23 protein-coding genes are annotated in these 22,410 nt (G+C 65.3%); 6 read left to right on the plus strand and 17 right to left on the minus strand.

Going from position 1 to position 22,410, the window contains the following annotated elements:
- Nucleotides 1-286: 286 nt before the first annotated feature.
- The 3 genes from FSZ31_RS10210 to FSZ31_RS10220 are packed head-to-tail and all read right to left on the minus strand — an operon-like array spanning nucleotide 287 to nucleotide 2,661.
- On the minus strand, nucleotides 287-1,168 hold the full coding sequence (locus FSZ31_RS10210) for a hypothetical protein (protein WP_147123296.1): 882 nt from the start codon (nucleotides 1,166-1,168) through the stop codon (nucleotides 287-289).
- The gene (locus FSZ31_RS10215; protein WP_147123297.1) at nucleotides 1,165-2,139 is read right to left on the minus strand and encodes a diacylglycerol/lipid kinase family protein; all 975 of its coding nucleotides are present in this window, start codon (nucleotides 2,137-2,139) and stop codon (nucleotides 1,165-1,167) included. The genes FSZ31_RS10210 and FSZ31_RS10215 overlap by 4 nt, the downstream gene beginning before the upstream one ends.
- Nucleotides 2,140-2,151: 12 nt before the next feature.
- The gene (locus tag FSZ31_RS10220; RefSeq protein WP_236643771.1) at nucleotides 2,152-2,661 is read right to left on the minus strand and encodes a DUF2141 domain-containing protein; all 510 of its coding nucleotides are present in this window, start codon (nucleotides 2,659-2,661) and stop codon (nucleotides 2,152-2,154) included.
- A gap of 131 nt (nucleotides 2,662-2,792) precedes the next feature.
- Here FSZ31_RS10220 and lptF point away from each other — a divergent pair, with 131 nt between their 5' ends.
- Both lptF and lptG read left to right on the plus strand, forming a co-directional pair.
- On the plus strand, nucleotides 2,793-3,998 hold the full coding sequence (gene lptF / locus FSZ31_RS10225; protein ID WP_147123298.1) for an LPS export ABC transporter permease LptF: 1,206 nt from the start codon (nucleotides 2,793-2,795) through the stop codon (nucleotides 3,996-3,998).
- Nucleotides 3,995-5,098: an LPS export ABC transporter permease LptG gene (gene lptG, locus FSZ31_RS10230; protein ID WP_147123299.1), complete on the plus strand. Its 1,104-nt coding sequence runs from the start codon at nucleotides 3,995-3,997 to the stop codon at nucleotides 5,096-5,098. Before lptF ends, lptG begins: the two co-directional genes overlap by 4 nt.
- 15 nt (nucleotides 5,099-5,113) lie before the next feature.
- On the opposite strand, the gene FSZ31_RS10235 is transcribed toward lptG, so the two are convergent.
- Entirely contained in the window at nucleotides 5,114-6,214 is a 1,101-nt protein-coding gene (locus FSZ31_RS10235) for a fatty acid desaturase family protein (RefSeq protein ID WP_147123622.1), read from the minus strand.
- 193 nt (nucleotides 6,215-6,407) lie between these two features.
- On the opposite strand from FSZ31_RS10235, the gene FSZ31_RS10240 reads away from it, so the two are divergent.
- Complete coding sequence (locus tag FSZ31_RS10240) at nucleotides 6,408-7,571, plus strand: N-acetyltransferase (RefSeq protein ID WP_147123300.1); 1,164 nt, start codon at nucleotides 6,408-6,410, stop codon at nucleotides 7,569-7,571.
- On the opposite strand, the gene xth is transcribed toward FSZ31_RS10240, so the two are convergent.
- The 5 genes from xth to glnE all read right to left on the minus strand — a co-directional run bounded on the left by xth (nucleotide 7,568) and on the right by glnE (nucleotide 12,984).
- Nucleotides 7,568-8,341, minus strand: coding sequence for an exodeoxyribonuclease III (xth, locus tag FSZ31_RS10245; protein WP_147123301.1), 774 nt, complete (start codon nucleotides 8,339-8,341; stop codon nucleotides 7,568-7,570). The genes FSZ31_RS10240 and xth overlap by 4 nt on opposite strands.
- Before the next feature lie 51 nt (nucleotides 8,342-8,392).
- Nucleotides 8,393-8,755, minus strand: coding sequence for a HesB/IscA family protein (locus FSZ31_RS10250; RefSeq protein WP_147123302.1), 363 nt, complete (start codon nucleotides 8,753-8,755; stop codon nucleotides 8,393-8,395).
- A gap of 80 nt (nucleotides 8,756-8,835) precedes the next feature.
- Nucleotides 8,836-9,540: a M23 family metallopeptidase gene (locus tag FSZ31_RS10255; RefSeq protein ID WP_408021658.1), complete on the minus strand. Its 705-nt coding sequence runs from the start codon at nucleotides 9,538-9,540 to the stop codon at nucleotides 8,836-8,838.
- Between the two features lie 289 nt (nucleotides 9,541-9,829).
- Entirely contained in the window at nucleotides 9,830-10,288 is a 459-nt protein-coding gene (locus FSZ31_RS10260; protein ID WP_147123303.1) for a peroxiredoxin, read from the minus strand.
- Nucleotides 10,289-10,290: 2 nt separating this feature from the next.
- Complete coding sequence (gene glnE / locus FSZ31_RS10265; protein ID WP_147123304.1) at nucleotides 10,291-12,984, minus strand: bifunctional [glutamate--ammonia ligase]-adenylyl-L-tyrosine phosphorylase/[glutamate--ammonia-ligase] adenylyltransferase; 2,694 nt, start codon at nucleotides 12,982-12,984, stop codon at nucleotides 10,291-10,293.
- 140 nt (nucleotides 12,985-13,124) lie between these two features.
- Between glnE and FSZ31_RS10270 the strand changes: the two genes are divergently transcribed.
- Nucleotides 13,125-13,310: a hypothetical protein gene (locus tag FSZ31_RS10270; RefSeq protein ID WP_147123305.1), complete on the plus strand. Its 186-nt coding sequence runs from the start codon at nucleotides 13,125-13,127 to the stop codon at nucleotides 13,308-13,310.
- A gap of 14 nt (nucleotides 13,311-13,324) precedes the next feature.
- Here FSZ31_RS10270 and FSZ31_RS10275 read toward each other — a convergent pair whose 3' ends face one another.
- The 3 genes from FSZ31_RS10275 to FSZ31_RS10280 form a co-directional block, all read right to left on the minus strand.
- Complete coding sequence (locus FSZ31_RS10275; protein ID WP_147123306.1) at nucleotides 13,325-13,975, minus strand: sigma-70 family RNA polymerase sigma factor; 651 nt, start codon at nucleotides 13,973-13,975, stop codon at nucleotides 13,325-13,327.
- Nucleotides 13,976-14,083: 108 nt separating this feature from the next.
- Complete coding sequence (locus FSZ31_RS13055) at nucleotides 14,084-14,215, minus strand: hypothetical protein (RefSeq protein WP_268934277.1); 132 nt, start codon at nucleotides 14,213-14,215, stop codon at nucleotides 14,084-14,086.
- A gap of 45 nt (nucleotides 14,216-14,260) precedes the next feature.
- Nucleotides 14,261-15,061, minus strand: a complete 801-nt coding sequence (locus tag FSZ31_RS10280) for a response regulator (protein WP_147123307.1) — start codon at nucleotides 15,059-15,061, stop codon at nucleotides 14,261-14,263.
- A gap of 228 nt (nucleotides 15,062-15,289) precedes the next feature.
- Here FSZ31_RS10280 and FSZ31_RS10285 point away from each other — a divergent pair, with 228 nt between their 5' ends.
- Together FSZ31_RS10285 and FSZ31_RS10290 are read left to right on the plus strand one after the other, a co-directional pair.
- Nucleotides 15,290-15,496 (plus strand): NepR family anti-sigma factor, encoded by a 207-nt coding sequence (locus FSZ31_RS10285; RefSeq protein WP_147123308.1) that lies wholly within the window; start codon nucleotides 15,290-15,292, stop codon nucleotides 15,494-15,496.
- A 42-nt stretch (nucleotides 15,497-15,538) separates the two neighbouring features.
- On the plus strand, nucleotides 15,539-17,164 hold the full coding sequence (locus FSZ31_RS10290; protein WP_147123309.1) for a sensor histidine kinase: 1,626 nt from the start codon (nucleotides 15,539-15,541) through the stop codon (nucleotides 17,162-17,164).
- On the opposite strand, the gene tgt is transcribed toward FSZ31_RS10290, so the two are convergent.
- From tgt to FSZ31_RS10315, 5 genes are all read right to left on the minus strand, one after another.
- Nucleotides 17,161-18,294 (minus strand): tRNA guanosine(34) transglycosylase Tgt, encoded by a 1,134-nt coding sequence (gene tgt / locus FSZ31_RS10295; RefSeq protein ID WP_147123310.1) that lies wholly within the window; start codon nucleotides 18,292-18,294, stop codon nucleotides 17,161-17,163. The two genes, FSZ31_RS10290 and tgt, sit on opposite strands and share 4 nt — an antisense overlap.
- A gap of 121 nt (nucleotides 18,295-18,415) precedes the next feature.
- A complete protein-coding gene (locus FSZ31_RS10300) occupies nucleotides 18,416-18,976 on the minus strand; it encodes an outer membrane beta-barrel protein (protein WP_161596006.1) in 561 nt (186 codons plus the stop codon).
- Between the two features lie 159 nt (nucleotides 18,977-19,135).
- A complete protein-coding gene (locus FSZ31_RS10305; RefSeq protein ID WP_147123624.1) occupies nucleotides 19,136-20,545 on the minus strand; it encodes a UdgX family uracil-DNA binding protein in 1,410 nt (469 codons plus the stop codon).
- A 34-nt stretch (nucleotides 20,546-20,579) separates the two neighbouring features.
- Nucleotides 20,580-21,062 (minus strand): hemerythrin domain-containing protein, encoded by a 483-nt coding sequence (locus tag FSZ31_RS10310; protein ID WP_147123312.1) that lies wholly within the window; start codon nucleotides 21,060-21,062, stop codon nucleotides 20,580-20,582.
- Between the two features lie 67 nt (nucleotides 21,063-21,129).
- Complete coding sequence (locus FSZ31_RS10315) at nucleotides 21,130-22,377, minus strand: putative DNA modification/repair radical SAM protein (protein ID WP_147123313.1); 1,248 nt, start codon at nucleotides 22,375-22,377, stop codon at nucleotides 21,130-21,132.
- Between the last annotated feature and the right edge of the window lie 33 nt (nucleotides 22,378-22,410).

The following is a 22,410-nucleotide window of genomic DNA, read 5'->3' on the forward strand; positions in this document are numbered from 1 at the left end:
TTCAAGTTTGAAGCTCCCTTTGCAGCGTTGCCTCTCATGATGGCCCAACCCCTCTAATGTCAGCAAGTGGGTCGTTAACAGTCGCGCCGACGACGCACTTACCGTGCCCTATGCTCCGTCCCCTCACCAGCCGTAATAAATAGCTTCGTCGCCGGGGCGAGCGCCATAGGCTTCGCACCACTCCATCCCATCAGTAAATGCGGGCTGCGGAACGGCGGTCGCGCCGAGGCTGAGATGGCTCGGGGGGGCGTCGACATTGTGCGTCTTGCCCTTTCCCCGTCTCCCTCTAGCGGATCGCGCCGCTGCGAATGAGGCGCGGCAATAGCGTCAGCGCGCCGAGGATCGGGTGGCGGCGCTGCCACGGCTGGATTGCGACCGCCCGACCCGAATGGCGCGATATTTTCCACGCGAGGTAATCGACGCCGCCGGCATAGGTCGTCGTCGCCTTGGCAAGCCGCGCGAGCGTCAGCAGCTTGCCCTCGCGGCGGCGCCTGGCCCACTGCCTTTCGGCAGCTTGTTTCGGTTGAATAGGCTTTTCCATCGCGGCGAGCGCAGGCTCGGTGAAAGCGCGGTAGCGTTCCGCATCGGCATCGACGACCGACCCGCTCCGGTCGTTGCGCTCGGCGCGCAGTTCGGCGCCATAGGTCAATGCGAACGCGGCGCGCCACAGTGCGAGCGGGTCGGAGTCGGCACCGCACAAGGGCTGGGCCGCCCACAGCAGCGTCGGCGCCGCGCGCGCGACAGCGGCGATCGCCCGATCGTGGGCGTCGTCGCTTGCGCGCCAGACGAGCCGCGACGGCTGCGCGAAACGCGCCCAGACCGATACGTTGCGTGTCTCGGGCCCGTTGAGGCGATGAAAATCGGCCTCGCTCAGCACAGCGATCTTGGCTGCCAGCCCGCCGTATTCGAACGGGAAGACGTTGGGCGGCAGGACGCGGTTGGCGAAGCTCTTCCACCCCCTGCCATAGGCGGCGGGATAGTCGGAGACGATCAAATAGAAATCGAGCATCAGCCCGTCGAGATTGGCCTCGCGCAGGCACGATCCGTAAAACAGGACGGCGCGCGATGCCGGACCGAAACGGGCCGCGATCGCCTCTGCCATCGCTGTAACACGCGGATCGACCGGAATGCCGAGCTCGTCGGCGACGAGCCGCGCCAGCGCGCTCACGCGACGAGGCGGAGGAACGGAACGGGGGCGGTCGAACTCAGCATGATCGGGTCGTTGCCGTGCGCCTGGTAGAGTTCGCCGTCGAGGATGACGCTCGATCCCGCGCCGTCGATCCGGACGGTGTCGCCCTGTTCGAAATAGACGCCGCTGAACTGGCTACGGCCGAGCTTGCCGGCGACCGAGGCCCACAGGCCGCGCACCAGCGAGCGGGCGTTCTGGTCGATCGCGAACATCTTCATCATGCCTTCGCCGCGCCCGTCGCCGCTGCCGATCTGGCTGTTGAGCAGCATTTTTTCGAGCGTCGTAACGATCACCAGAGAGAAGCGGCCGCCGATCGCCGCGCGGCGGTCGGTGGTGATCTGCACCGGCCGCGCCATCGGCGGCAGGAAGCGCCCGCTGGCCCGGACCAGGGCGGTCAGCAGCGCGGCGAACACCGCGAGGAAATGGCTGATCCCGTTGGGCAGGCCGAGCGGATAGATCCGCTGGCGGCAATAGAGCATCGCATCGACCAGGCCCGCGCCGCCGAGGAACATGCCGAGCACCGGTTTCATGCCGTTGCCGTCGGAAAGCGAGATCAGCTTGCGCTGGACGATATGGGCATCAAGGTCGTCGCGCGCGATCCGCAGGACTTCCTTGAGCGCGACGATCGGATCGCCATGCGCGCCGAGGTCGAGTGCGATGAGGTTGGTCTTGCCATTGGGCAGCACCGCGATCGGCGGCGGCGGGCCATCGAAATAGGCGCCGGTATAGAGTTCGGTCAGCGCCGACTGGACCGTGCCGTCGCCGCCGTTGATCGCGATCACCTTCGGCTTGACCAGCGCGATCGAGGCGAGCGCCTTGCCGATCTCGCTGGCGTCCTCGACCTCGTAATGGAAGATGTCGGGATGCGCGGCGCAGAAGTCGCGGACCTCGGGCAGCCGCGCGCGATTACCCGTCGAGCGTGGATTCGAGAGGAGCGCGACGGTGGTCATGGCGGGTCAGCGTCAGCCGACCGGTTCGAACGACAGGCCGCGCACATAATTGAGCACGACATTGATCTTGGCGGTCGATTCGCCGACGGCGAAGCTCGTCTGCGCCAGGCTCGGCTTGCGCTTGCTGATGAGGTCGCCCAGCTTGACGTCGGGATTGCCCGAAAAGCCGCCGCCGTCCTTCATGTCGGACTTGCCGTTGCCGTTGAGATCATGACGGACCGAAACGACGTATTTGCCCGCACTCGGGACGGGCACGCAGATTGCGGCGGTCCCCGCAGCGGGCACCGCGACATCGACCCGCTCAATCCACGCGCCCTTGTCGAGGAACGACGACTTGGCGGCATACAGCTGCACGCGAACCTTGCCGCTGCGCTGCTTGAAGCCGGTGACGTTGACGATGACGCCGCGATTGCCATTGGCGCACGTGGCGGCGTCGGGGCCGAGGATGACGGCATCAGCAGCGGCGGGTACCGCCAGCGCGATGGTCGCCGCAGCGACCGATAGCATTCCAAATTTAGACATGACCTTGAGTCTCCGTATCGGTATAGGCGGACGCGCGTGTTCGCGCGGGCGCCGATATGCACTTATGGCCCCTGTTGCTTCCCATATCGGGGAAGTTTGCGGCCAAATCATGGTGAGCGGGCGACCAAAACTTGATATTCCTTACCGCGACAGACCGTTACATCGCCAAACGGATCGCATTTCCGCTGCTCGCGACGCTGCTTGTCGCGGCGATGTTGCTCGTCCTGGAAAAGATGCTGCGCCTGTTCGACTTCGTCGCATCCGAAGGCGGCCCGGTCAGCGTCGTGTGGAAAATGCTGGTCAACCTGCTGCCCGAATATCTCTCGCTCGGCATCCCGATCGGGCTGCTGCTCGGCATCCTGCTCGCCTTTCGCGGCCTCGCCCTCACCAACGAGGTCGATATCTTCCGCGCGGTCGGGCTGAGCTATACGCGGCTGCTGCGTGTGCCGATGCTCTATGCCGTCGGGCTCGCTGCGCTCAACCTGGCGATTGTCGGCTATGCCCAGCCGCTCGCCCGCTATGCCTATGAAGGGCTGCAGTTCGAACTGCGCTCGGGTGCGCTCGGCGCGTCGATCAAGGTCGGCGAATTTACCAAGCTGGGCAAACGCGTGACGCTGCGGATCGAGGAAAGCCACGACGAGGGGCGCAACCTCAGCGGCATCTTCCTGCGCGCCGAAACCGCCGACGGAACGAGTCTCTCGGCGACCGCACAACGCGGCCAGTTCCTCGCCTCGGCCGATCCCGACACGATCATCCTGCGGCTGACCAACGGCTCGCTGGTGCACGATTCGCCCAAGTTCAGCACGCCGCGGACGCTGTCGTTCACCCAGCACGACATTCCCATCGACCTGCCCAAGATCGAGAGCTTTCGCGGGCGCGGCAACGCCAACCGCGAGCTGACCCTGCCCGAACTCGTGCGCGTCGGACACGACAGTTCGCAGCCGCTTGCGACGCGGCTCGAATCGCGATCCAATTTCCACTTTCGCGTAGTCGAGGTGGTAACGATGTTCCTGCTGCCGTTCCTCGCGCTGGCGCTGGCGATTCCGCCCAAGCGATCGACCTCGTCGCTCGGGATATTCCTGTCGATCGTGATCATCGTGACCTATCACAAGGTGAACGAATATGCCGAGAGCCTGGGTGCTCAGGGCGGCGTCGATCCGCTGATAGCGCTGTGGGTTCCCTTCGCCCTGTTCGCCGGTCTCGTTTTCTGGATGTACCGGACGATCGCCGTGGTGCCCGGGGGACAGCCGATCGGCGCGCTCGAACGCGTCTTTGCCAAGGCGGGCGTGCGGTTGCGCAAGCTGGTCAGGATGCGGCGCGGGGGACAGGCGGCATGAGGATCGAGCAGCTCCATTTCTTCCCGTCGCGCACGCTCGCGCTCTATGTCGCGCGGATGTTCCTGACGCGCACGCTCGCCGTGCTGGTGATGCTCGTGCTGATCCTCCAGGCGCTCGACCTGCTCGGCGAATCGGGCAAGATCCTTGCCGTCGCGGGCAACGGGCAGGAGGAGATCCTGCGTTATCTGGGCTTGCGCGTGCCGCAGATTGTCGCACGCTTCCTGCCGTTTTCGGTCCTGCTCGGGACGATCGTCACGCTCGCGACGCTGAACCAGAACAGCGAGGTCGTCTCGATGAAGGGCGGTGGCATGTCGGCACACCAGGTGCTCGCGCCGCTGTTGCTGGCTAGCCTGGTCGTCGCGGGCGTCGCCTTCGGCTTCAACGAACGCGTCGTGACGCGCGCCAATGCCTCGCTCGACCAGTGGCAAAAGGTCGATTACGGGACGATCCCGCGCGAAACCAACGTGAAGTTCAACGTCTGGGCGCGCGACGGCGACAATCTCATCCAGGTCGGCGAGGTCCACGTTCACGGCGCGCAGGTAATCCTGCGCCAGGTCCGCATCTTCGAGCGAAAGAACCATGCAATGGTGTCCGAAGTGCGCGCCGATCGTGCGACGCCGAGCGGCGACGGCTGGCGCATTGAAGAGGCGCGCCGCTACGATCTCGCCTCGGGCAAGGTGACCGATCTCGGCACGTTCTACGCTGGCAAAGGCGTCGGCCCCGATCGCTTCACCATGGCCAATGTCGATGGCGACGAATTTGCCTTCGGTCCGCTCAGCCGCGCGATCGACCAGCTCGATGCCGCCGGGCGTCCGACGACCGCGCTCAAGGCCGCTTTATGGCATAAGATCTCGGGGCCATTGTCGTCGATGCTGATGCCGCTGCTCGGCGCGGTCGCCGCCTTCGGCTTGGCGCGCTCGGGACAGCTGGTCTTGCGCGCGGTGATCGGCATGGCGCTCGGCTTCGCGTATTTCGTCGCCGACAATTTCGGCATCGCGATGGGCAATCTCGGCGTCTATCCGCCGATCATTGCCGCCTGGGGGCCGTTCCTGCTGTTCTTCCTGATCGGCGAAGCGGTGCTGGTACGGACCGAGGAATAGGACCCGCGCCTGCGCTCAGTTGCGCGTGCTGCGATCGCCGAAGGTGCTGCGCACCAGCCCGTGAACCAGACGCGAGAGCGATTGGTGATTGGCACGATAGAAGCTCGATTCCTGTGGCAATGCCTCGGACAACAGGCGGTGCGCCTTGCCGAGCGCGTGATAGGGCAGGCCGGGCAGCAGATGGTGGAGCGCATGATAGCGCAGCCCTACCGGGGCCCACAGCACGGGCAGGGTCGATGGCGGCGGAACGTTGACGCTGTCGAGATACTGCGCGGTCACGCTCATCGGTTCACCCTCGTTTTCCCACAGGTGCGCAACCAGGGTGCGGACCTGGTTGATGACGACCGAACCCGACAATATGCCGAGGAAGATCAGCACCGCGCGCAGCGGCACGATGCCCGTCGCGACGAGCGCGATCAGCGCGATCGCCCAGATGCTCGCGGCGATTTCCTGCGCGATCCATTGCGTCTTGAGCGCACCTTCGGCGGGACGGCGGCGGAAATCGGGATTGATGACCAGTCCCGAATAGCGTTCGACAACGATCCGGCGCAGCGGCGGGATGACCAGCGACAGCGGCGCCAGCACGGCGAAACGGATGAGCAGCGCGATCGGCCCCAGCGCCGCGATCAACACGAACAGTGGCACCGTCCACGGCTTCATCAGCGCGAGCGGCAGATATTCGGGATCCTCGCTCGTGCCATATCGCGTCTTGGCATGGTGCAGGCTGTGGACACCTTCATACATGAACGACGGCAACAATAGCGGCACCCCGACGAGCGCGTTCCAACCGAAGCGGAAGCCCGGCACCGCGCTGTGCTTGATGTGGGTGAGCTCGTGGATGAAGCTGCCGGCGCGGTAGAGGCCGAGGACCGAGACGATCATCGCCGCGATCATCCAGCCGGTCGAGGGCGCGAAGATTGCCGCCGCCAGCGCGCCATAGCCGACCACGACCGAAGCGATCAGGTCGCTCCAGTAGATCGCCGGCCGGGCCGTATTGAATTCGCGCGTGATCTTCGCCGCGGTGCGGATCAGGTCCTTGTCGTCGACGACGGGCGCACGGACCGGGGCCGCGCCAAGCGCAGTGCCGGTGTCTGCAAGGGGAAGGCTCGGGTTCATATCCATCGCTTTGTTTCGCCCAGTGAATTGTAAGGCTAGTCTAAACAAGATGAACGTGGCCATATGATGGCGGCCGCCGGTATCCGCAAGCGCTGGCCCCTGCGGGACGCCAGTGCTGTTGACAAAATCGGCGCTGCCGAGACACTAGCGGCTCCTTTCCGATCCGTTTTCCAACCCTGGTGGAGTACCCCGTATGTCCGATCGTTGGGCCGGCCCCGAAATCCGTGCGGTCAAGGGCAAGGCCGACCGCCGCGAGTTCATCGAGCTGGGCTTTCGCCTCAATCGCGGCGACCCCAACTGGGTGCCGCCGCTCAGGAGCGAGGTCGCGGCCTTGCTCGACCCCAAGCAGAACCCGTGGTTCGAACACGGTGTCGCGCAACTGTTCCTCGCCTATCGCGACGGGCGCGCGGTGGGGCGCATTTCGGCGCATATCGACGCGCTCGCGCTCGAACAGCCAGCGGAACAGGGGTTCGGCCCCGGCACCGGCAACTGGGGGCTGCTCGAAGCCGAGGACGAACAGGCGGCGCACGCCCTGATCGCGCGCGCCGAGAGCTGGCTCGGCGCGCGCGACATGACCCGTGTCGTTGCGCCGATCAGCCTGTCGGTCTGGGACGAGCCGGGCCTGCTGACCTTCGGTCACGACCATCCGCCCACCGTCATGATGGGTCATGATCGCCCCGAATATCAGGCGTGGATCGAAAGCGCGGGCTATTCCAGCATCAAGCAGCTCAAGACCTGGGAGCTCGACATCACGCGGCCGTTCCCGCCGCTGATCCGGCGGATCATCGAATCGGGCAACCGCAACGACCGCATCTCGATCCGCACCGTCGACAAATCGCGCTTCGCCGAGGAAGCGGCGCTGATCCTCGGCATTCTCAACGATGCCTGGTCGGACAATTGGGGTTTCGTGCCGCTGACCGATGCCGAGATCGCCTATGCCGGCAAGAAACTGAAGGCGATCGTGTTCGAGGACCTTGTCCGCGTCGCCGAATATGACGGCGAACCCGTCGCCTTCATGATCACGCTGCCCGATATCAACGAAAAGCTCGCCGACCTCGGCGGCAGCCTGTTGCCGTTCGGCTGGGCGAAGCTGCTGTGGTGGCTGCGCAAGCCGCAGGTTCGCACGGTGCGTGTGCCGCTGATGGGGGTGGTCAAACGCCTTCAGGCCTCGCGCATGGCGAGCCAGCTCGCCTTCATGCTGATCGACACCACCAACGAAGTGGCGAACGCGCGGTACGGCGCAACGCGCGGAGAGATCGGCTGGATCCTCGACGACAACCAGGGCATGAACGCGATCGCCGAAACGCTCGAATGCACCGTCAACAAGGTCTACGATCTCTACGAAAAGGCGCTTTAGCGCAGTTCGACCCAGACCGGTGCGTGGTCGCTCGCCTTTTCGCGACCGCGATATTCCTTGTCGACGCGCGCGTCGGTCATGCGGTCGGCGGCCTGCGGGCTGAGCAGCATATGGTCGATGCGAAAGCCCGCGTCGCGCGGCCAGGCGCCGGCCTGGTAATCCCAGTATGTCCACACGCCGCCCGCCGGATTGCGCGTGCGCAGCGCGTCGGTCCAGCCGTCGCCGAGCATGCGGTTGTAGGCGGCGCGCGATTCGGGCTGCATCAGCGCGTCGTCGGCCATCGCCGGAATTGAATAGGTGTCGTCGTCGTGCGGGATGACGTTGTAGTCGCCGATCAGCAGCGCCGGAACCTCCTCGGCAAGGATCGCGCGCGCCCGCGTGCGGAGCCGCTCCATCCAGCGCAATTTGTAATCGAACTTGGGACCCGGCTGCGGGTTGCCGTTGGGCAGATAGATCGAGGCGACGCGCAGCCCCATGACATCGGCCTCGATATAGCGGCTGTGAACGTCGTCGGGCTCGCCGTCGAGCCCGCGCTGGACCTCGACCGGTTTGTCGTCGCCGCGCGCCAGGATCGCGACGCCGTTGAAGCCCTTCTGGCCATGCCAGATTGCCTGATAGCCGATGTCGGTGAAGGCGCTTTCGGGAAAGCCCTCGTCGGCGGTCTTGATCTCCTGCAGGCAGGCGATGTCGGGCCGGGTTTCCTCGAGCCATTCGATCAGCCGCGGCAGGCGCGCCTTGATCCCGTTGATGTTGAAGCTGGCGATCCGCATGGCCGCAGTCCTAGGCGGCGGCTTCCCGCTAATCAATCGTCGAGCGTCAACTCAGACCGAGAAGCTCGATCCGCAACCGCAGCCGGCGGCGGCGTTGGGATTGGTCACCTGGAACGATGCGCCGCCCAGGTTCTCGACGAAATCGACGACCGAACCCTTGAGCAGGTCGAGGCTCATCGCATCGACGATCAGGCCCGTCGCGCCGGTATGCGTGACGCTGTCATCGGCTTCGGGGGTGTCGGCGAGGTCGAACTTGTAGGTGAAACCCGAACAGCCGCCGCCCTCGACCGAGAGGCGCAGCATCGCGGGGCGACCCTGTTTGGCGGCAATCGCGGCAACGCGCGTGGCCGCAGCCTCGCTCAGCGTTACGCAGTCGGAAGGCGCAGGGTCGGAAATCTGGGGGGAGGCTGTCATGCGATCAAGATAGGATCGCAGCGGCGTCGCGGCAAGCTATCGTCGGAATTGGGAGGCGGGGAGCTGGGGTCCCGGCGCGATCAATCGTCGTCGTGATCGTCGGTGCCCGGGCCGCCGGCGCCGGTGTCGAGCGATGCGAGCATCACTTCGCCGGGGGTGACGAACGACATCGGGTTGACCGCGGTGCCGTCGATGCGGACTTCATAGTGCAGGTGGCTGCCGGTCGAATGGCCGGTCGAACCCATGAAGCCGATGATCTGGCCCTTGTGGACGCGCTCGCCAGGCTGGACGTTGAGCTTCGACATGTGGCCGTAGCGCGTTTCGATCGAATTGCCGTGAGTCAGCTTGATGAAGTTGCCGTAGCCGCCGAACCACTGTGCCATCGCAACGATGCCGTCGGCGGTGGCATAGATCGGCGAGCCGATCGCACCGGGAATGTCGATCCCCTTGTGCGCCTTGGCGCGGCCGTTGAAGGGATCCGAACGCGTTCCGAAATTTGAGCTGAGGCGCATTGCATCGACCGGCTTGCGCGACGGGATGGCGATGGCGGCCGAAGCGTTCTGCGGGCCGTCCATCCGCTCCCAGGCGTTGAACAGCTGCGAGAAACGCTGGTCGGGTGCCTGGTCCTTCAACCGCGCGGCGGCGGCGGTGAACGATGCGGTCATCGCGGTTTCCGATGCTTCGGCAGCATTGGCTGCTTCATCGGCCAGCGCCGGGACGGCGGTCAGGCTCGCTGCGAAAAAAAGTGCAACGGCGCGGAACATGTTCTTGGTCAAAACGTTCACTCGATAACCCCATGTGTCTGTCGCCAATCGCGGCAGGACACAAAAGGTCCTGCTTGGCATCCTCGAAATTCCCATGGGCGAATATTTTCGTCCCCGCTCGCCAATCGTTGTGCGGCGGAGATGTTAATGTGGCAACTGTTCGACCGCGTTCTTGCGTTCAGTTGCAGGATGATTGCGTTGAACGGTTGAAACGTATGCAGCCTTTGGCTGTAAAATGCCCAAAATCCCCGATTTTCCTAACGAAAGGTAAGGGCTGGGCGAGCCCCGGCGAAGCGATTCCCGGCGGCGGTCAGAACGTCTTGACGGCCTCGAGCACGGCGGCGGCATGGCCTTTGACACGGACCTTGCGCCAGGCGCGGACGAGCACCCCCTTGGCATCGAACAGGAACGTTGCGCGCTCGATTCCCATATAGTTTCGGCCGTAGAGCGATTTCTCGACCCATGTGCCGAACGCTTCGCACGCCGCGCCGTCTTCGTCGGACAGCAGGCGCACGCCCAGATCGTGCTTGGCGGTGAACCTGGCGTGTTTGGCGACGCTGTCGCGCGATATTCCGACGACGCGCGCGCCCGCCGCGGAAAATTCGGGAGCGAGCGCGGTAAAGTCGTTGGCCTCGGTCGTGCAACCGGGCGTGTCGTCCTTGGGATAGAAATAGACCACCAATGGTCCTGCACCGATCGCCGCCAGCGCGACCTTTTCGCCTGCCTGGTCTTCGAGTGTGATCTCAGGCAGCCGATCGCCGATATCCATATTCAGTCTCCTTGCGTGATGGCGTCGGCGCCGCCGACTGCCGCCCACCAGTCGCCGACCTTGTGCCGCGCATCGGCATAGGCGGCAAGGAGAGCGGGCCAGTCGGCCTGACCGCACGCCCGCGCGATCAACGCGTGGCTGGTCGGGGCAGGCTCGGCGAGCGACGGCGCGACGAGCCTGAGCGTGACCAGCAGCCGGGTGAGCAGGTCGTGCGCCTCGGCGATGGCGGGCGGTGCTTCGCCTGCGGCGATCAGGCTCGCCAGCGCCCGGCGCAGATCGGGATCGAGGCCGATACCCGTGCGTAGCTGGGTACAATGGAGGGCGAATTCGAAATCGATCAGCCCGCCGGCGATCAGCTTGGCATCGAACGGTCCCTTGGGCGGCTTGTTGCGCGCGATATCGCGCCGCATCGCTACCGCATCTGAGATAAGCTGAGCCGAATCGCGTGGCTCGAGCAGGATGCTGCGCACGCCTTCATTTACCAGGCTTCGCGCTTCGTCCGAGCCGAATACTGTGCGCGCGCGGGTGAGGGCCATATGCTCCCAGGTCCATGCCGCCCCGCGCTGATATGCGAGGAAGCTGTCGACCGAAACGCACAGCGGCCCTTGCACCCCCGACGGTCGCAGGCGGGTGTCGACGTCGTACAGGCCGCCGGTCGCGGTCGGGACCGACAGCGCGCCGATCACGCGCTGGGCGAGGCGGTTATAATAGCGCGTCGCGCCGAGCGGGCGCCCCCCATCCGATTCGCGGGCGAAGTCGCCAGTGAACAGGAACACGACATCGAGATCGCTGGCGTGCGTCAGCGCGCCGCCGCCGAAGCGTCCGAGCGCGAGGATGACCAGCTCGCTGCCCGGCACCTGGCCGTGCACCTCGGCAAACTCGGCGACCGCGCGCCGCGCCAGCGCATGCGTCGCCGCCTCGGCGATCGTGGCGTAATCGCGCATCGCGTCGAGCGGGTCGTTGCCGGCGATGATGCCCGCGCCGGTGGCGAAGCGATATTCGCCGACGATCGCGCGAACCCGGTCGAGCGCCAGTTCGTAATCGTCGGCGGCGCACGCCTGGTCGAGCCGCCCCGCCAGCTCGTCGCGATCGAGCCGGGGGTTCGCCGTCGCCGGATCGATCAACCCGTCAAGCAGATCGCTGCGTTCGCCGAGATCCTGCGCCAGCGTCGGCGCGTGCGCCAGGATGGCCGAAAGCAGGTCGAGCAGCCTGGGGCGCGCTTCGAGCAGGTGGAACAGGTTGAGCGAACTCGGCAGCCGGGCGAGGATCGCGTCGAGCCGCAGCAGTGCGGCATCGGGGTCGCTCGCGGCGGCGAGCCGGTCGACGATCTCGGCGAGCATGTCCTCGAGCGCCTGCTGCGCCGCCGCGCTCCGCAGCGAGGGATAGCGACGCGCACGCCAGCCCTCGACGATGCGGCCGGCGCGTTCGGCATCGCCAAAGCCGGCCTTGGCGAGACGTTCGATCAGCCCGTCGGGTGATCGTGGCAGGCGAGGGCGGTCGTCCGTCTCGATCAGCGTATCGAACAATCCGCCGATCGCCTCGACCGGGGGGGCGAGCAACGCGAGCAGCGCGGCGCCGTCGTCGAGACCATGCAGCCGGGCGACCGCATCGAGCCGTTCAGGATCGTCTGGCAGGCTGTGCGTCTGGCGGTCGTCGATCATCTGCAACCGGTGCTCGATCGTCCGCAGCAGCGCATAGCCTTCGCTCAGCGTGACCGCCGCGTCGGGTGCGATGATCCCCGCCTCGGCCAGCGCAGTGAGCGCGGGACGCGTTGCCGCAAGCCGCAGCGCGGGATCGCGGCCGCCGTGGATCAACTGGTGCGTCTGCGCGAAAAACTCGGCCTCGCGAATGCCGCCGCGCCCGCGCTTGAGGTCATAGCCCGCGCCGAAGCGGTGGCCGGTATCGTAATGGTCGCGGATCCGCTCGCTGATCCGGCCGATCTCGCGCACCTGCCCGAAATCGAGCGCGCGCCGCCAGACGAACGGCGACAGCGCGGCCAGGAAGCGCTCGCCCAGCGCATGGTCGCCCGCCGCGGCGCGCGCGCGGATGAAGGCGGCGCGTTCCCAGGCCAGCGCGTGCGTCTCGTAATGCGACAGCGCGGCATCGAAGCCGAGCGCGATCGGCGTGACCTCGGGCGTCGGGCGCAGCCTGAGGTCGATGCGAAAGACACGGCCAAGGTCGGTCCGCGCGGCGAGCGTCTCGACCATGTCGCGCGCGATGCGCAGCGCCGCCTGTGCCGGTTCGTCGCGCGCGCGGCGCGGGACGGTATCGGGGTCGTAGAGCAGGATCAGGTCGATGTCGGACGAATAATTGAGCTCACGACTGCCCAGCTTGCCGAGCGCGAGGACCGCGAAGCCTTCGACCGGCGCGCCGGGGCACAGCCGCTCGACCGCGGCGGCAATCGCGCGATCGAGCGCGCTATCGGCGAAATCGCTGAGCGCACGGGTTACTGCGGACAGCGACAGTTCGCCCGCGAGATCGCCGAGTGCGACGACGAGCGCGAGCCGCTGGCGATGATGGCGCAGTTGGTCGGCAATCGGCCGCTGCGAGTCTGCCAGGTCAAGCGCGGCCAGCGCATCTGTCGCGCCCTTGGTGAGAAAGCGTTCGACGTCGTCGGGGTGACCGGCAGCAAGCGTATCGAGAAACGGTGCGTGGCGACGCGCGCGGTCGAGGGCATTGAGGCGCGACGAAGTCATGCCGCAGATCCTAGGCCGCGATCGTTCGCGGCACAATTCGTTGATGTGCGAATCGGCAGAATTGCGCCAAACCTATCCAACCCCGACCGGAATTCGGTTAACCTAAGGCAACCAGCGGGCCGAAAGTGCGTTGTACCGGTATGACAGCCCCGAACCCTTCCAGCGGCGAACGCACCGAGCATCCGATCCGGGTGCCGCGCTACGTGACCTTGCCGTCGCGTGCCGACGGCATTTCGCGCGCGCTCAAGAAGTCGTTCGGCAGCCTGGGCGACATGCCCAGCGACCTCGGCGATCTGGTCGAGCGGCTCAAGCGTATCAACGCTTAGGCACCGGCCGGGACCTAATGGCGGCTGAGGCTGTCGACCTCTTCGAGAATCTGGGTAAGTGCGGTTTCGGCGTTGGTCGCGCTCGTCGAACGCGCCGGAAGCTTGCCCGACTGCATCAGGTCTTCAAGCGCGGTGCGCCCACGCGCCACGCGGCTCTTGATCGTGCCGACTGCGACGCCGCAGATTTCGGCGGCTTCTTCATAGGCAAAACCGCCCGCCCCGACGAGGATCAACGCTTCGCGCTGCGCCTGTGGAAGGATTTGCAGTGCCCGATGCATGTCCGACAGATCGACGTGCCGGTCCTGCGAGGCGGGCGCTGCGAGCGTCTTTTCAGCGACCAGGTCGTCCCATTCGCCCTTGAAGCGCGAGCGGCGCATTTGTGACAGGAACAGGTTGCGCAGGATGATGAAGGTCCACGCGCGCATATTGGTGCCCGCGCGAAAGCGTCGCCGCGCCGCCCACGCCTTGAGCAACGTCTCCTGGACGAGGTCGTCGGCGGTATCGCGATTGCCCGACAGCGAACGGCCGAACGCGCGCAGATGCGGAATGACGCTGCCCAGCTCGACGCGAAAATCGTCGTCGGAGAGCGTCTCGAAGACGTCCTCGACGGGCTTGGTATCGGTCGTTTCACTGGCGTCGCGGACGCCGGGTTTCTTGTCGCTCACCGGCAACCCCCGTTGCGCGCCCTGGCGAAATCGCCGGGCACGTGAAACACATTTAGTGTTTGCGCGATCAAATTGAAGTGCAGCATGAAAATGTCGGTGCCGATCGGATTAGCGCAGCAACACGAGCGCGCCGAGCACGAGCACCGCCAACAGCATCGAAATGGCCAGGACATAGCGCACGATATGCGGGGTGTTGCCGGCGCGGGCGTCGTTGGTGGTTTTGTTGACTTCAGGATCCATGGGGACGGGAGCTCCGAGGGGGATGGGAAGGGGCTGGCGCGACGATCACTCGGGCAGGGTCGAGCGATCGAAGAACAGCGCCTGCGATATCGCCGCCTTGACCGTCGCGCGCTGGAACGGCTTGGTGATCAGGAAGGTCGGCTCGGGCCGTTGTCCGGTCAGCAGGCGTTCGGGGAACGCGGTGATGAAGATCACCGGCACGGTGATTTCCGACAATATGTCGCCAACCGCGTCGATGCCCGAACTGTCGTCGGCCAGCTGGATGTCGGCAAGGACGAGGCCCGGCGGCATTTCGCGGGCCTGCGCAACCGCTTCGTCGCGCGTCACGGCAATGCCGGTGACGTCGTGGCCAAGATCGCGGACGATCGTTTCGAGGTCCATCGCGATCATCGGCTCGTCCTCGATGATGAGGACGGTGGCGCGCGTCTGGCGCTCGATTTCGCTCAGCGCTTCGTCGATCAGCTCGTCGACGCGGGCGGGGCTTTCGCCGATCAGATAGCCGGCATCTTCGTTCGAAAAGCCTTCCATCGCGGTCAGCAGCAATGCCTGGCGGCTGACCGGGGTCAGGCGCGCCATGCGGCTTTGCGCGATCGTTTCCGAGCTGCTGCCGACCTCGCCAGCGCTGTCGCCCTCACGATCGTCGCTGGTCGACTGCCAGATGGCCTGGAAGGTCTTGTAGAGGCCGAGCCGTGGCTCGACATCGCGCGGGAATTCGTCGGGCGCGGCGACCACGGCTTCGAGCGTCGCACGGACGAAATTGTCGCCGTGGCTCTGGCTGCCGGTCAGGGCACGCGCGTAGCGCCGCAGGAATGGAAGGTGCGGCGCGAGCTGCTGTCCGAGTGACATAGTGATCTAATTCTCCCCAATGCAAAACCTGCAAATACTTCGGTCAACCCTAGTCCCGCAACGCGCCCTTGGATAGCGGTTCGTCGCGATTTCGTAACCCGTTAAGGATCGAGGGCGAATTTATGGAACAAACGACGCGCCATTTGGTTTCCGACATCTAAGCAAAAATATTGATCTAGATTATTGCCGCGCAATGAGGCTATGTTTTGCAAAGATTCTGGACGCATAATGACATCTGAAAAGCGCGGGGGAACGCAAAAGTCGGGCATGGGACACGATCGTAAGAAAGATTCACAGGGCGACCGACAACGGAGCAAGGGCGATAGCGGCGGAGCGAAGGACTCGCTCGCCCATTCGCTGCGCCAGGCCTATCAGCAAACCATCGCCGAAGACGTACCCGACGAGATGCTCGAGCTGCTTAAGAAGCTCGGCTGAACCAATGTCCTTGAGCCGGACGACACGCCGGCGGAGATCGTCATGAACGCCCCGACCAGCGAAGCGCCCGCCGCGTCCCGTTCGGGCTGGGAGCGTTGGAGCAGCTTTTCGACCGAGATCAAGATTCTCCTCGCGCTGTTGATCGGGCTTGCCCCGCTCGGCATCCTCGGCGTGGCGGCGACGATCAAGGGCACGCACAACGCCGAGCGTGACCGGACCAGCCTCATTCGCGTCGCCGGTAATGAAATGAGCCGCAATCTCGGCAACGGGCTGGCCGCCGATCGTGCGGTCGTGCGACGCAGCCTGGTCGGCATTCCGCTTGGCGACCTGTTCCCCGACCAGGCGCGGCGCATCTGCACCGACCTTGGCATTGCGTTGAGCCCGGCCGATATCGCGGCTCCGCGGATTTACATCGTTGCGCCGTCTTTTTCGCGCGAATTGTGCCCCGTTGGCGCGGTCGCCTACCTCAGCGACGATGCAGTGCCCAAGGTTCCGATCGAGGGACTTCTGGGGATCGACAATGCGTCCGGTCGGCTGGTGTCCTCGGTCCGGTTCGACGAACAGGGTACGCCCTATGCGGCGGTCCTGTCGTACAACAGCGACGCCCTTGCCGCGATTGCCGAAGACGATATCGCCAATCTCCCGGCGCACGATATAGCGATCACCGGGCGCGACGGCAGGCTCGATATCCGCGACGGCCTTGGTGCCGAACTGCCCGGCATAACGCAGGCGATCGAACGACCGATCGGGCAAACGGGCCATTCGCTCGTCATGACGACCTATCGCGCCGCATTCAGCGGTAACGAAGTCGTTTCGTTGCTCTCGCCGATCGCGATCTGGGTCGCTGGAGCGGTACTGAGCTGGGCATTGCTCGGTTTCTTCATCATGCGCCCGCTCAGCCGGCTGCACCGCAGCGTTGCCGCCTATCGCCCCGGCGCCGTATTCCTGCGGCCACGGCGGCGCCTCGCGATCGCCCGCGAAATCGTCCAGCTCGAGGAAGATTTCAGCGCGCTGTCGGAAACCGTCGCCGCCGACAAGGCCGAGCTCGCCAAGGGGCTCGAACGTCAGACCGCGCTGACGCGAGAAGTCCACCACCGCGTGAAAAACAACCTGCAGGTGATCGGCAGCCTGATCAGCCTGCACAGCCGCTCGGCGACGACCGACGAGGCAAAGCGAGCCTATCGGACGATCCAGCGCCGGGTCGATGCCATCTCGGTCGTCCACCGCAATCATTTTGCCGGCAGCGAAGGAACCACGGGCCACGCGCTGCGCCCGCTGCTCAGCGAACTGGCGAGCAACCTGCGCGCCAGCGGGCATGGCGATGAAGGCTTTCCGCAGATTTCGGTCAACGTCGACGAAATCTATGTCAGCCAGGACGTCGCCGTGCCGATTGCCTTCCTGGTGACCGAACTGGCTGAACTGTCGTCGCTCTGCGATCCCGATGCACCGATCGCGATCGCGGTCGAACGCGACGCGGGCGAACCGACGCTGGCGCGCCTGACAATCGAATCGGTCGGCCTTGCCGGTTGCGAGAAATTCAATTCGCTGATGGTGGCGCGCTACGAACGGATCATGACCGGCCTGTCACGCCAGCTCAGGAAGCCCTTCACGCACGACGCCGGTAGCGGCCTGTACGCGATCGAGCTGACCGTCCTCGCCGTTCGCTAGCCGCCGCGGTAGTCGGCGACGAAGCTACGCGCAAACTCGCCGATCCGCGCTTGCGCGATCGCATCGCGCAGCGCCTGCATCAGCGCCTGGTAGAAATGAAGATTGTGCTGCGTCATCAGCATCGCACCGAGCATTTCGCCGGACTTCACCAGATGGTGGAGATAGGCGCGGCTCCACGTCGTGCAGACCGGGCAGTTGCAGCGCGCGTCGAGCGGCGCCTGGTCCTCGGCATGGCGCGCGTTGCGGATGTTGACCGGGCCGCCCCAGGTGAACGCCTGTCCGTTGCGCCCCGATCGCGTCGGCAGGACGCAATCGAACATGTCGACGCCGCGCAGCACCGCACCGACGATGTCGTCGGGCTTGCCGACCCCCATCAGGTAGCGCGGCGCATCTGCGGGCAGCTGGCCCGGTGCATAATCGAGCACGCCGAACATCGCTTCCTGCCCTTCGCCGACGGCAAGGCCGCCGATCGCATAGCCGTCAAAGCCGATCGCTGTCAGCGCATCGGCCGAGGCCCTGCGCAGCCCCTCGTCGAGCGCGCCCTGCTGGATGCCGAAGATCGCCCCGCGCGGTAGCCCGGTGTCGATCGTGTCGAATGCCTCGCGCGATCGCCGCGCCCAGCGCATCGATCGCTCCATTGCCGCCGCCTGCGCCTCGCGCGAGCTATCGGTGCGGACGAGCTCGTCGAACGCCATGACGATGTCGGAGCCGAGCAGGCGCTGGATCTCGATCGAGCGTTCGGGCGTGATCATGTGCCGGGCGCCGTCGAGGTGGCTCTTGAACGAAACCCCGTCCTCGGTGACCTTGGCAAGGTCGGACAGGCTCATCACCTGGTATCCGCCGCTGTCGGTCAGGATCGGGCGATCCCACGCCATGAAGGCGTGCAGCCCGCCGAGCCGGGCGATGCGCTCGGCCCCGGGGCGCAGCATCAGGTGATAGGTATTGCCGAGGATGATGTCGGCGCCGCTGGCGCGCACTTCGGCGGGGCGCATCGCCTTGACCGTCGCGGCGGTGCCGACGGGCATGAAGGCGGGCGTGCGGATATCGCCGCGCGCCATGCCAATCGTGCCGGTGCGGGCGGCGCCGTCGGTCGCGGCAATCGAAAAGGCAAAGGGTGGGGAATGGGTCATCGCAGCGGCGTCCTAGACGAAGCGTGCGCGCATGCAAGCATGGCCGGCACCTCGAGCGATACGAAAACGGGGGCCGGCGCGTGCTGCGCCGACCCCCGCGATCGTTGGGCTGTCGGTTGGCTTAGAACTTGAAGCCGAGGCCGACGGTGCCGCGAACCGTGTCGAACGAGACGCTGTCGACACCCGCGGTCAGGACCGTGCGCGGGCCGACGTTGAATTCGGCGCCAACGCCGACGAGGTAGTCATCAACGGTATCGCTCTGGCCGAGCGCCTTGAACTGCGCTTCGGTCAGCTGGCCACCGGTCAGCTGATCGACGTCGAGGTTGATCCACTGATAGCCGCCCTTGACGAACAGCTTGGTGTTGCCGGTGCGGAAGCCCAGCTTGGTGGCGATGCCATAGTCGCTGTCGATCGCGTCGGTACCGAGGTTGTAGTTGCCCTCGAGGCCGATCGTCACGCCCTGGTCGCCGACGGGAACGTCAACGCCGGCGGTAACGCCGTAGATGAAGCCGCCATCCTTGGGGTTGGTGATGCCGACGCCGCGAAGATCGTCCTTGATGCCGAGATCGTGGTAACCGGCGGTTGCGCCAATGTACGTGCTGACCTGCGGGGCATCCTGCGCCATGGCGGGAGCGGCGAATGCGACCGCTGCGGCAGCGGCGATGAATGCGATTTTCTTCATGTGTCTTTTTCCTGTGAAACTGGTCGCAACTGGCGACCGGAGAAATGCCAGATAGGGTGACCGGCTGTCGGCACAATGAACGGGGCGACATTTTTCTCCACCGAGCCGGGAAAATCCTTTAAACGGGGGATTGTGTTGCATGAATAACACAGTCCGGCCCTATCCGATCTGCGCGGCAACCATCGCCAGATCGTCAACGAATTCCGCATAGGCCGCCGCCCTTTCATCATCGGGCAGGCGCAGCAGGTAGCTCGGATGGACGGTGATCCACGCCGCGCTTCCGTCGGGCAATGCATGCGGCCGGCCACGCGATTCACCGACCGGCATCGGGCGCGCAAACAGCGCACGCGCCGCGCTCGCCCCCAGCGCAACGGTGACGTGCGGTGCGATCAGCGCGCGCTCCTCGTCGAGCCACCAGCGACAGGCATCGATTTCGCCGACCGTGGGCGACTGGTGGATGCGTCGTTTGCCGCGCGCGACGAACTTGAAATGTTTGACCGCGTTGGTGACGTAGGTCGTGGCGCAGTCGATTCCGGCCTCGGCGAGCGCACGATCGAATAGCTGTCCGGCGGGGCCGACGAACGGGTGTCCTGCCAGATCCTCCTGATCTCCCGGCTGTTCGCCGACGAAGACCAGCTGCGCATCGACCGGCCCTTCGCCGAACACGGTCTGCGTCGCGCAGGCGTGCAGCGGGCAGCGCGTGCACCGCAACGCTTCGTCGCGCAACGCAGCCCACGCCGCCGCGCGGTTCGAACCGGGCGCCAGCCGCACTTGTCTTGCGGTCGCGATCATCCCGCTCTCGCGCGCCTGCGCACCCGCGATCAGCCCGGGGATCAGCGCGGTCTCGGGCATGTTCTGCCAGTATTTGCGCGGCATCTCCTTGGTCATCGCGCCAATCTTGACGCGCGCGGGGTTGAAGATGCTCTTGTAATAGCTTTTCCAGACGTCCTCGATCGCGTCGTCGGGCGGCGCATCGGCCTTGGCTGCGCCGGGCCCCTCGCTCAGGGTCGACCCGTCCCAGTGAATCGACAGTTCGGGCGTCAGGATCGACCAGCGCATATTGGCGAAGCGATCAACGAAGAACTGCGCGTTGGACCGCACGATATGGTGTTCGGGTTCGAACCAGGCGACAAACCGTTCCTGGCCGTCATCGTCATCGTCCTCGATCTCGCGAAATCGGACGAAGGCGCGCATCTTGTGGCTATCGCGGCGGACCGATTTGGCGAGTTCGTCGATCTGCTTCATCAACGGGTTGGCGCGGTCGTGCGCAATCCCCGGGTCGCGCTGGATGCGCCACAGGGCGGTATAGAGCAGCGCGAAGCGTTCGGGATTGCGGTGACAGACCGCGCTGCGGGCAAGGTCGATGAACTGCTGCGGGACGGTCAGTGCGCGGCTGCGCGCGGTCGCGGTCGGCGGCGCCGCATCGGCGGCTTGCGCAAACAGGTCCTGTTCCTCGCCCGCCACCTGCCAGGCGACGCGGTCGGGCGGGATGTCGGCGATCGCCAACGCTCGCGCCGCGCTACGCCAGCCTTCGAAATCGTCGGGCGCAGCGAGCGTCACCGCTCGCAGCGCGCCCGCCGGGCCGGTGCCTAGCGACCCGTCATCACTCCCTGTCGTCGCCGGGGTCGACATCTTTCGCCTTGGCCTTTTCCTTCGGCTTGCGGTTATCGAAAACCTTGGCGATGCGCGCCTTTTCGGTCTCGCTCAGCCCCTTCGCCGCAGCAGGGAACATCTCTTCCTCTTCCTCGTCGATATGGTGGAGATAGTCGTGCTTGAGCGTCTTGAAACGCGTCAGCCAGCCGGGCGAGGACATGTCCATCTCGAACAATTCGGCGATGATGTCCTCGATTTCCTTGTGCTCGGACACGCTGTGCTTGGCGTCCTGGTTGAGGTCGGGCTTGCCGAGCATCGTCGCATAAAGCGATTCCTCCTCGGCGGCAGCGTGCGCGCGCACTTCGACCTGGAAGCGCTCGAACAGCTCGCGCCGCCCCTCGCTGTCGCCGTGCGTTTTTTCGATGAGATCGAGCAGCGTGCGGTGCGTCTCGTGATCGGCTTTGAGGTCCTTGAAGATTTCGGCTTCGGCCATGTTCGTGCTCCCGGTTTCGTTCCCCAATCCCAACGAGCGCACCGCGCGATCGTTGCATCGACCGCGATCAGGCGGCGAATAATTCGAACTGCTCGGCTTTCGGCTCGACCAGCCCACGCAGATCGGCGCGATCGGTCAGCAGCGTCGGGCGCCAGTCGGGGGTGACGATGAACGGGCGGATTTTCGCGATCGAGACGGTCAGGCGAGCGACGTCGGCGAGGCGCAGGCTGCGCCACTTGCGCGACGCGATGATACCGCTGACCGCGCGGACGCCAAGGCCAGGAATACGCAGCAGCATCGCCTTGGGCGCGCGGTTGATGTCGACCGGGAAGACATCGCGATGGCCGAGGGCCCAGGCGAGCTTGGGATCGATATCGAGCGGCAGCATACCCGTCACCGGGTCGGTCGCGGAAACGATCTCGCCTGCCTCGAAGCCGTAATATCGCATCAGCCAGTCGGACTGGTAGAGCCGGTGTTCGCGCATCAGCGGCGGGCGTTTGAGCGGCAGCACGCTGCTCGCATCGGGGATCGGGCTGAACGCGCTGTAATAGACGCGCTTCAACGCATGGTCATGATACAGGCCGCGTGCGCGCACGATGATGTCGCTGTCGTTCGCACTGTCGGCACCGACGATCATCTGCGTCGATTGCCCTCCGGGCGCAAAGCGCGGAGCGTGGCGGTATTTCTTGCGCGCATCCTTGGTGTCGATGATGTCCGATTTCATCTTCGCCATCGCGCCGTCGATCCGCTCGGCCGATTTTTCGGGAGCGAGCCGGGCAAGTCCGCTCGTCGTCGGCAGTTCGACGTTGATCGAGACGCGGTCGGCGTAAAGGCCCGCCTGGTGGACCAGATCGGGATCGGCATCGGGGATCGTTTTCAGATGGATATAGCCGCGAAAGTCGTGGACCTCGCGCAGCTGGCGCGCGACCTCGACGAGCTGCTCCATTGTGTAATTCGACGACTGGATGATCCCCGACGACAGGAACAATCCCTCGATATAGTTACGCTTGTAGAACGCCAGCGTCAGGTCGACGACTTCGCTCGCGGTAAAGCGCGCGCGGCGTACGTTCGACGATTTGCGGTTGATGCAATAATGGCAATCGAACACGCAGCTGTTGGTCAGCAGGATCTTGAGCAGGCTGATGCAGCGCCCGTCGGGGGTATAGGCATGGCAGATGCCGGCCCCCGTCGTGGACCCAATTCCCTTGCCGCCCTTGGACGTGCGCTTGGTCGACCCCGACGACGCGCATGAGGCATCGTATTTCGCCGCATCGGCAAGGATTTCGAGCTTTTGCTGAACGTCGAGACGGGCCATATGTTCGGCATATGTTCTTTATCGTCCCGTGTC

The sequence above is a fragment of the Flavisphingopyxis soli genome, assembly GCF_007995095.1.
Lineage (GTDB): Bacteria > Pseudomonadota > Alphaproteobacteria > Sphingomonadales > Sphingomonadaceae > Flavisphingopyxis > Flavisphingopyxis soli.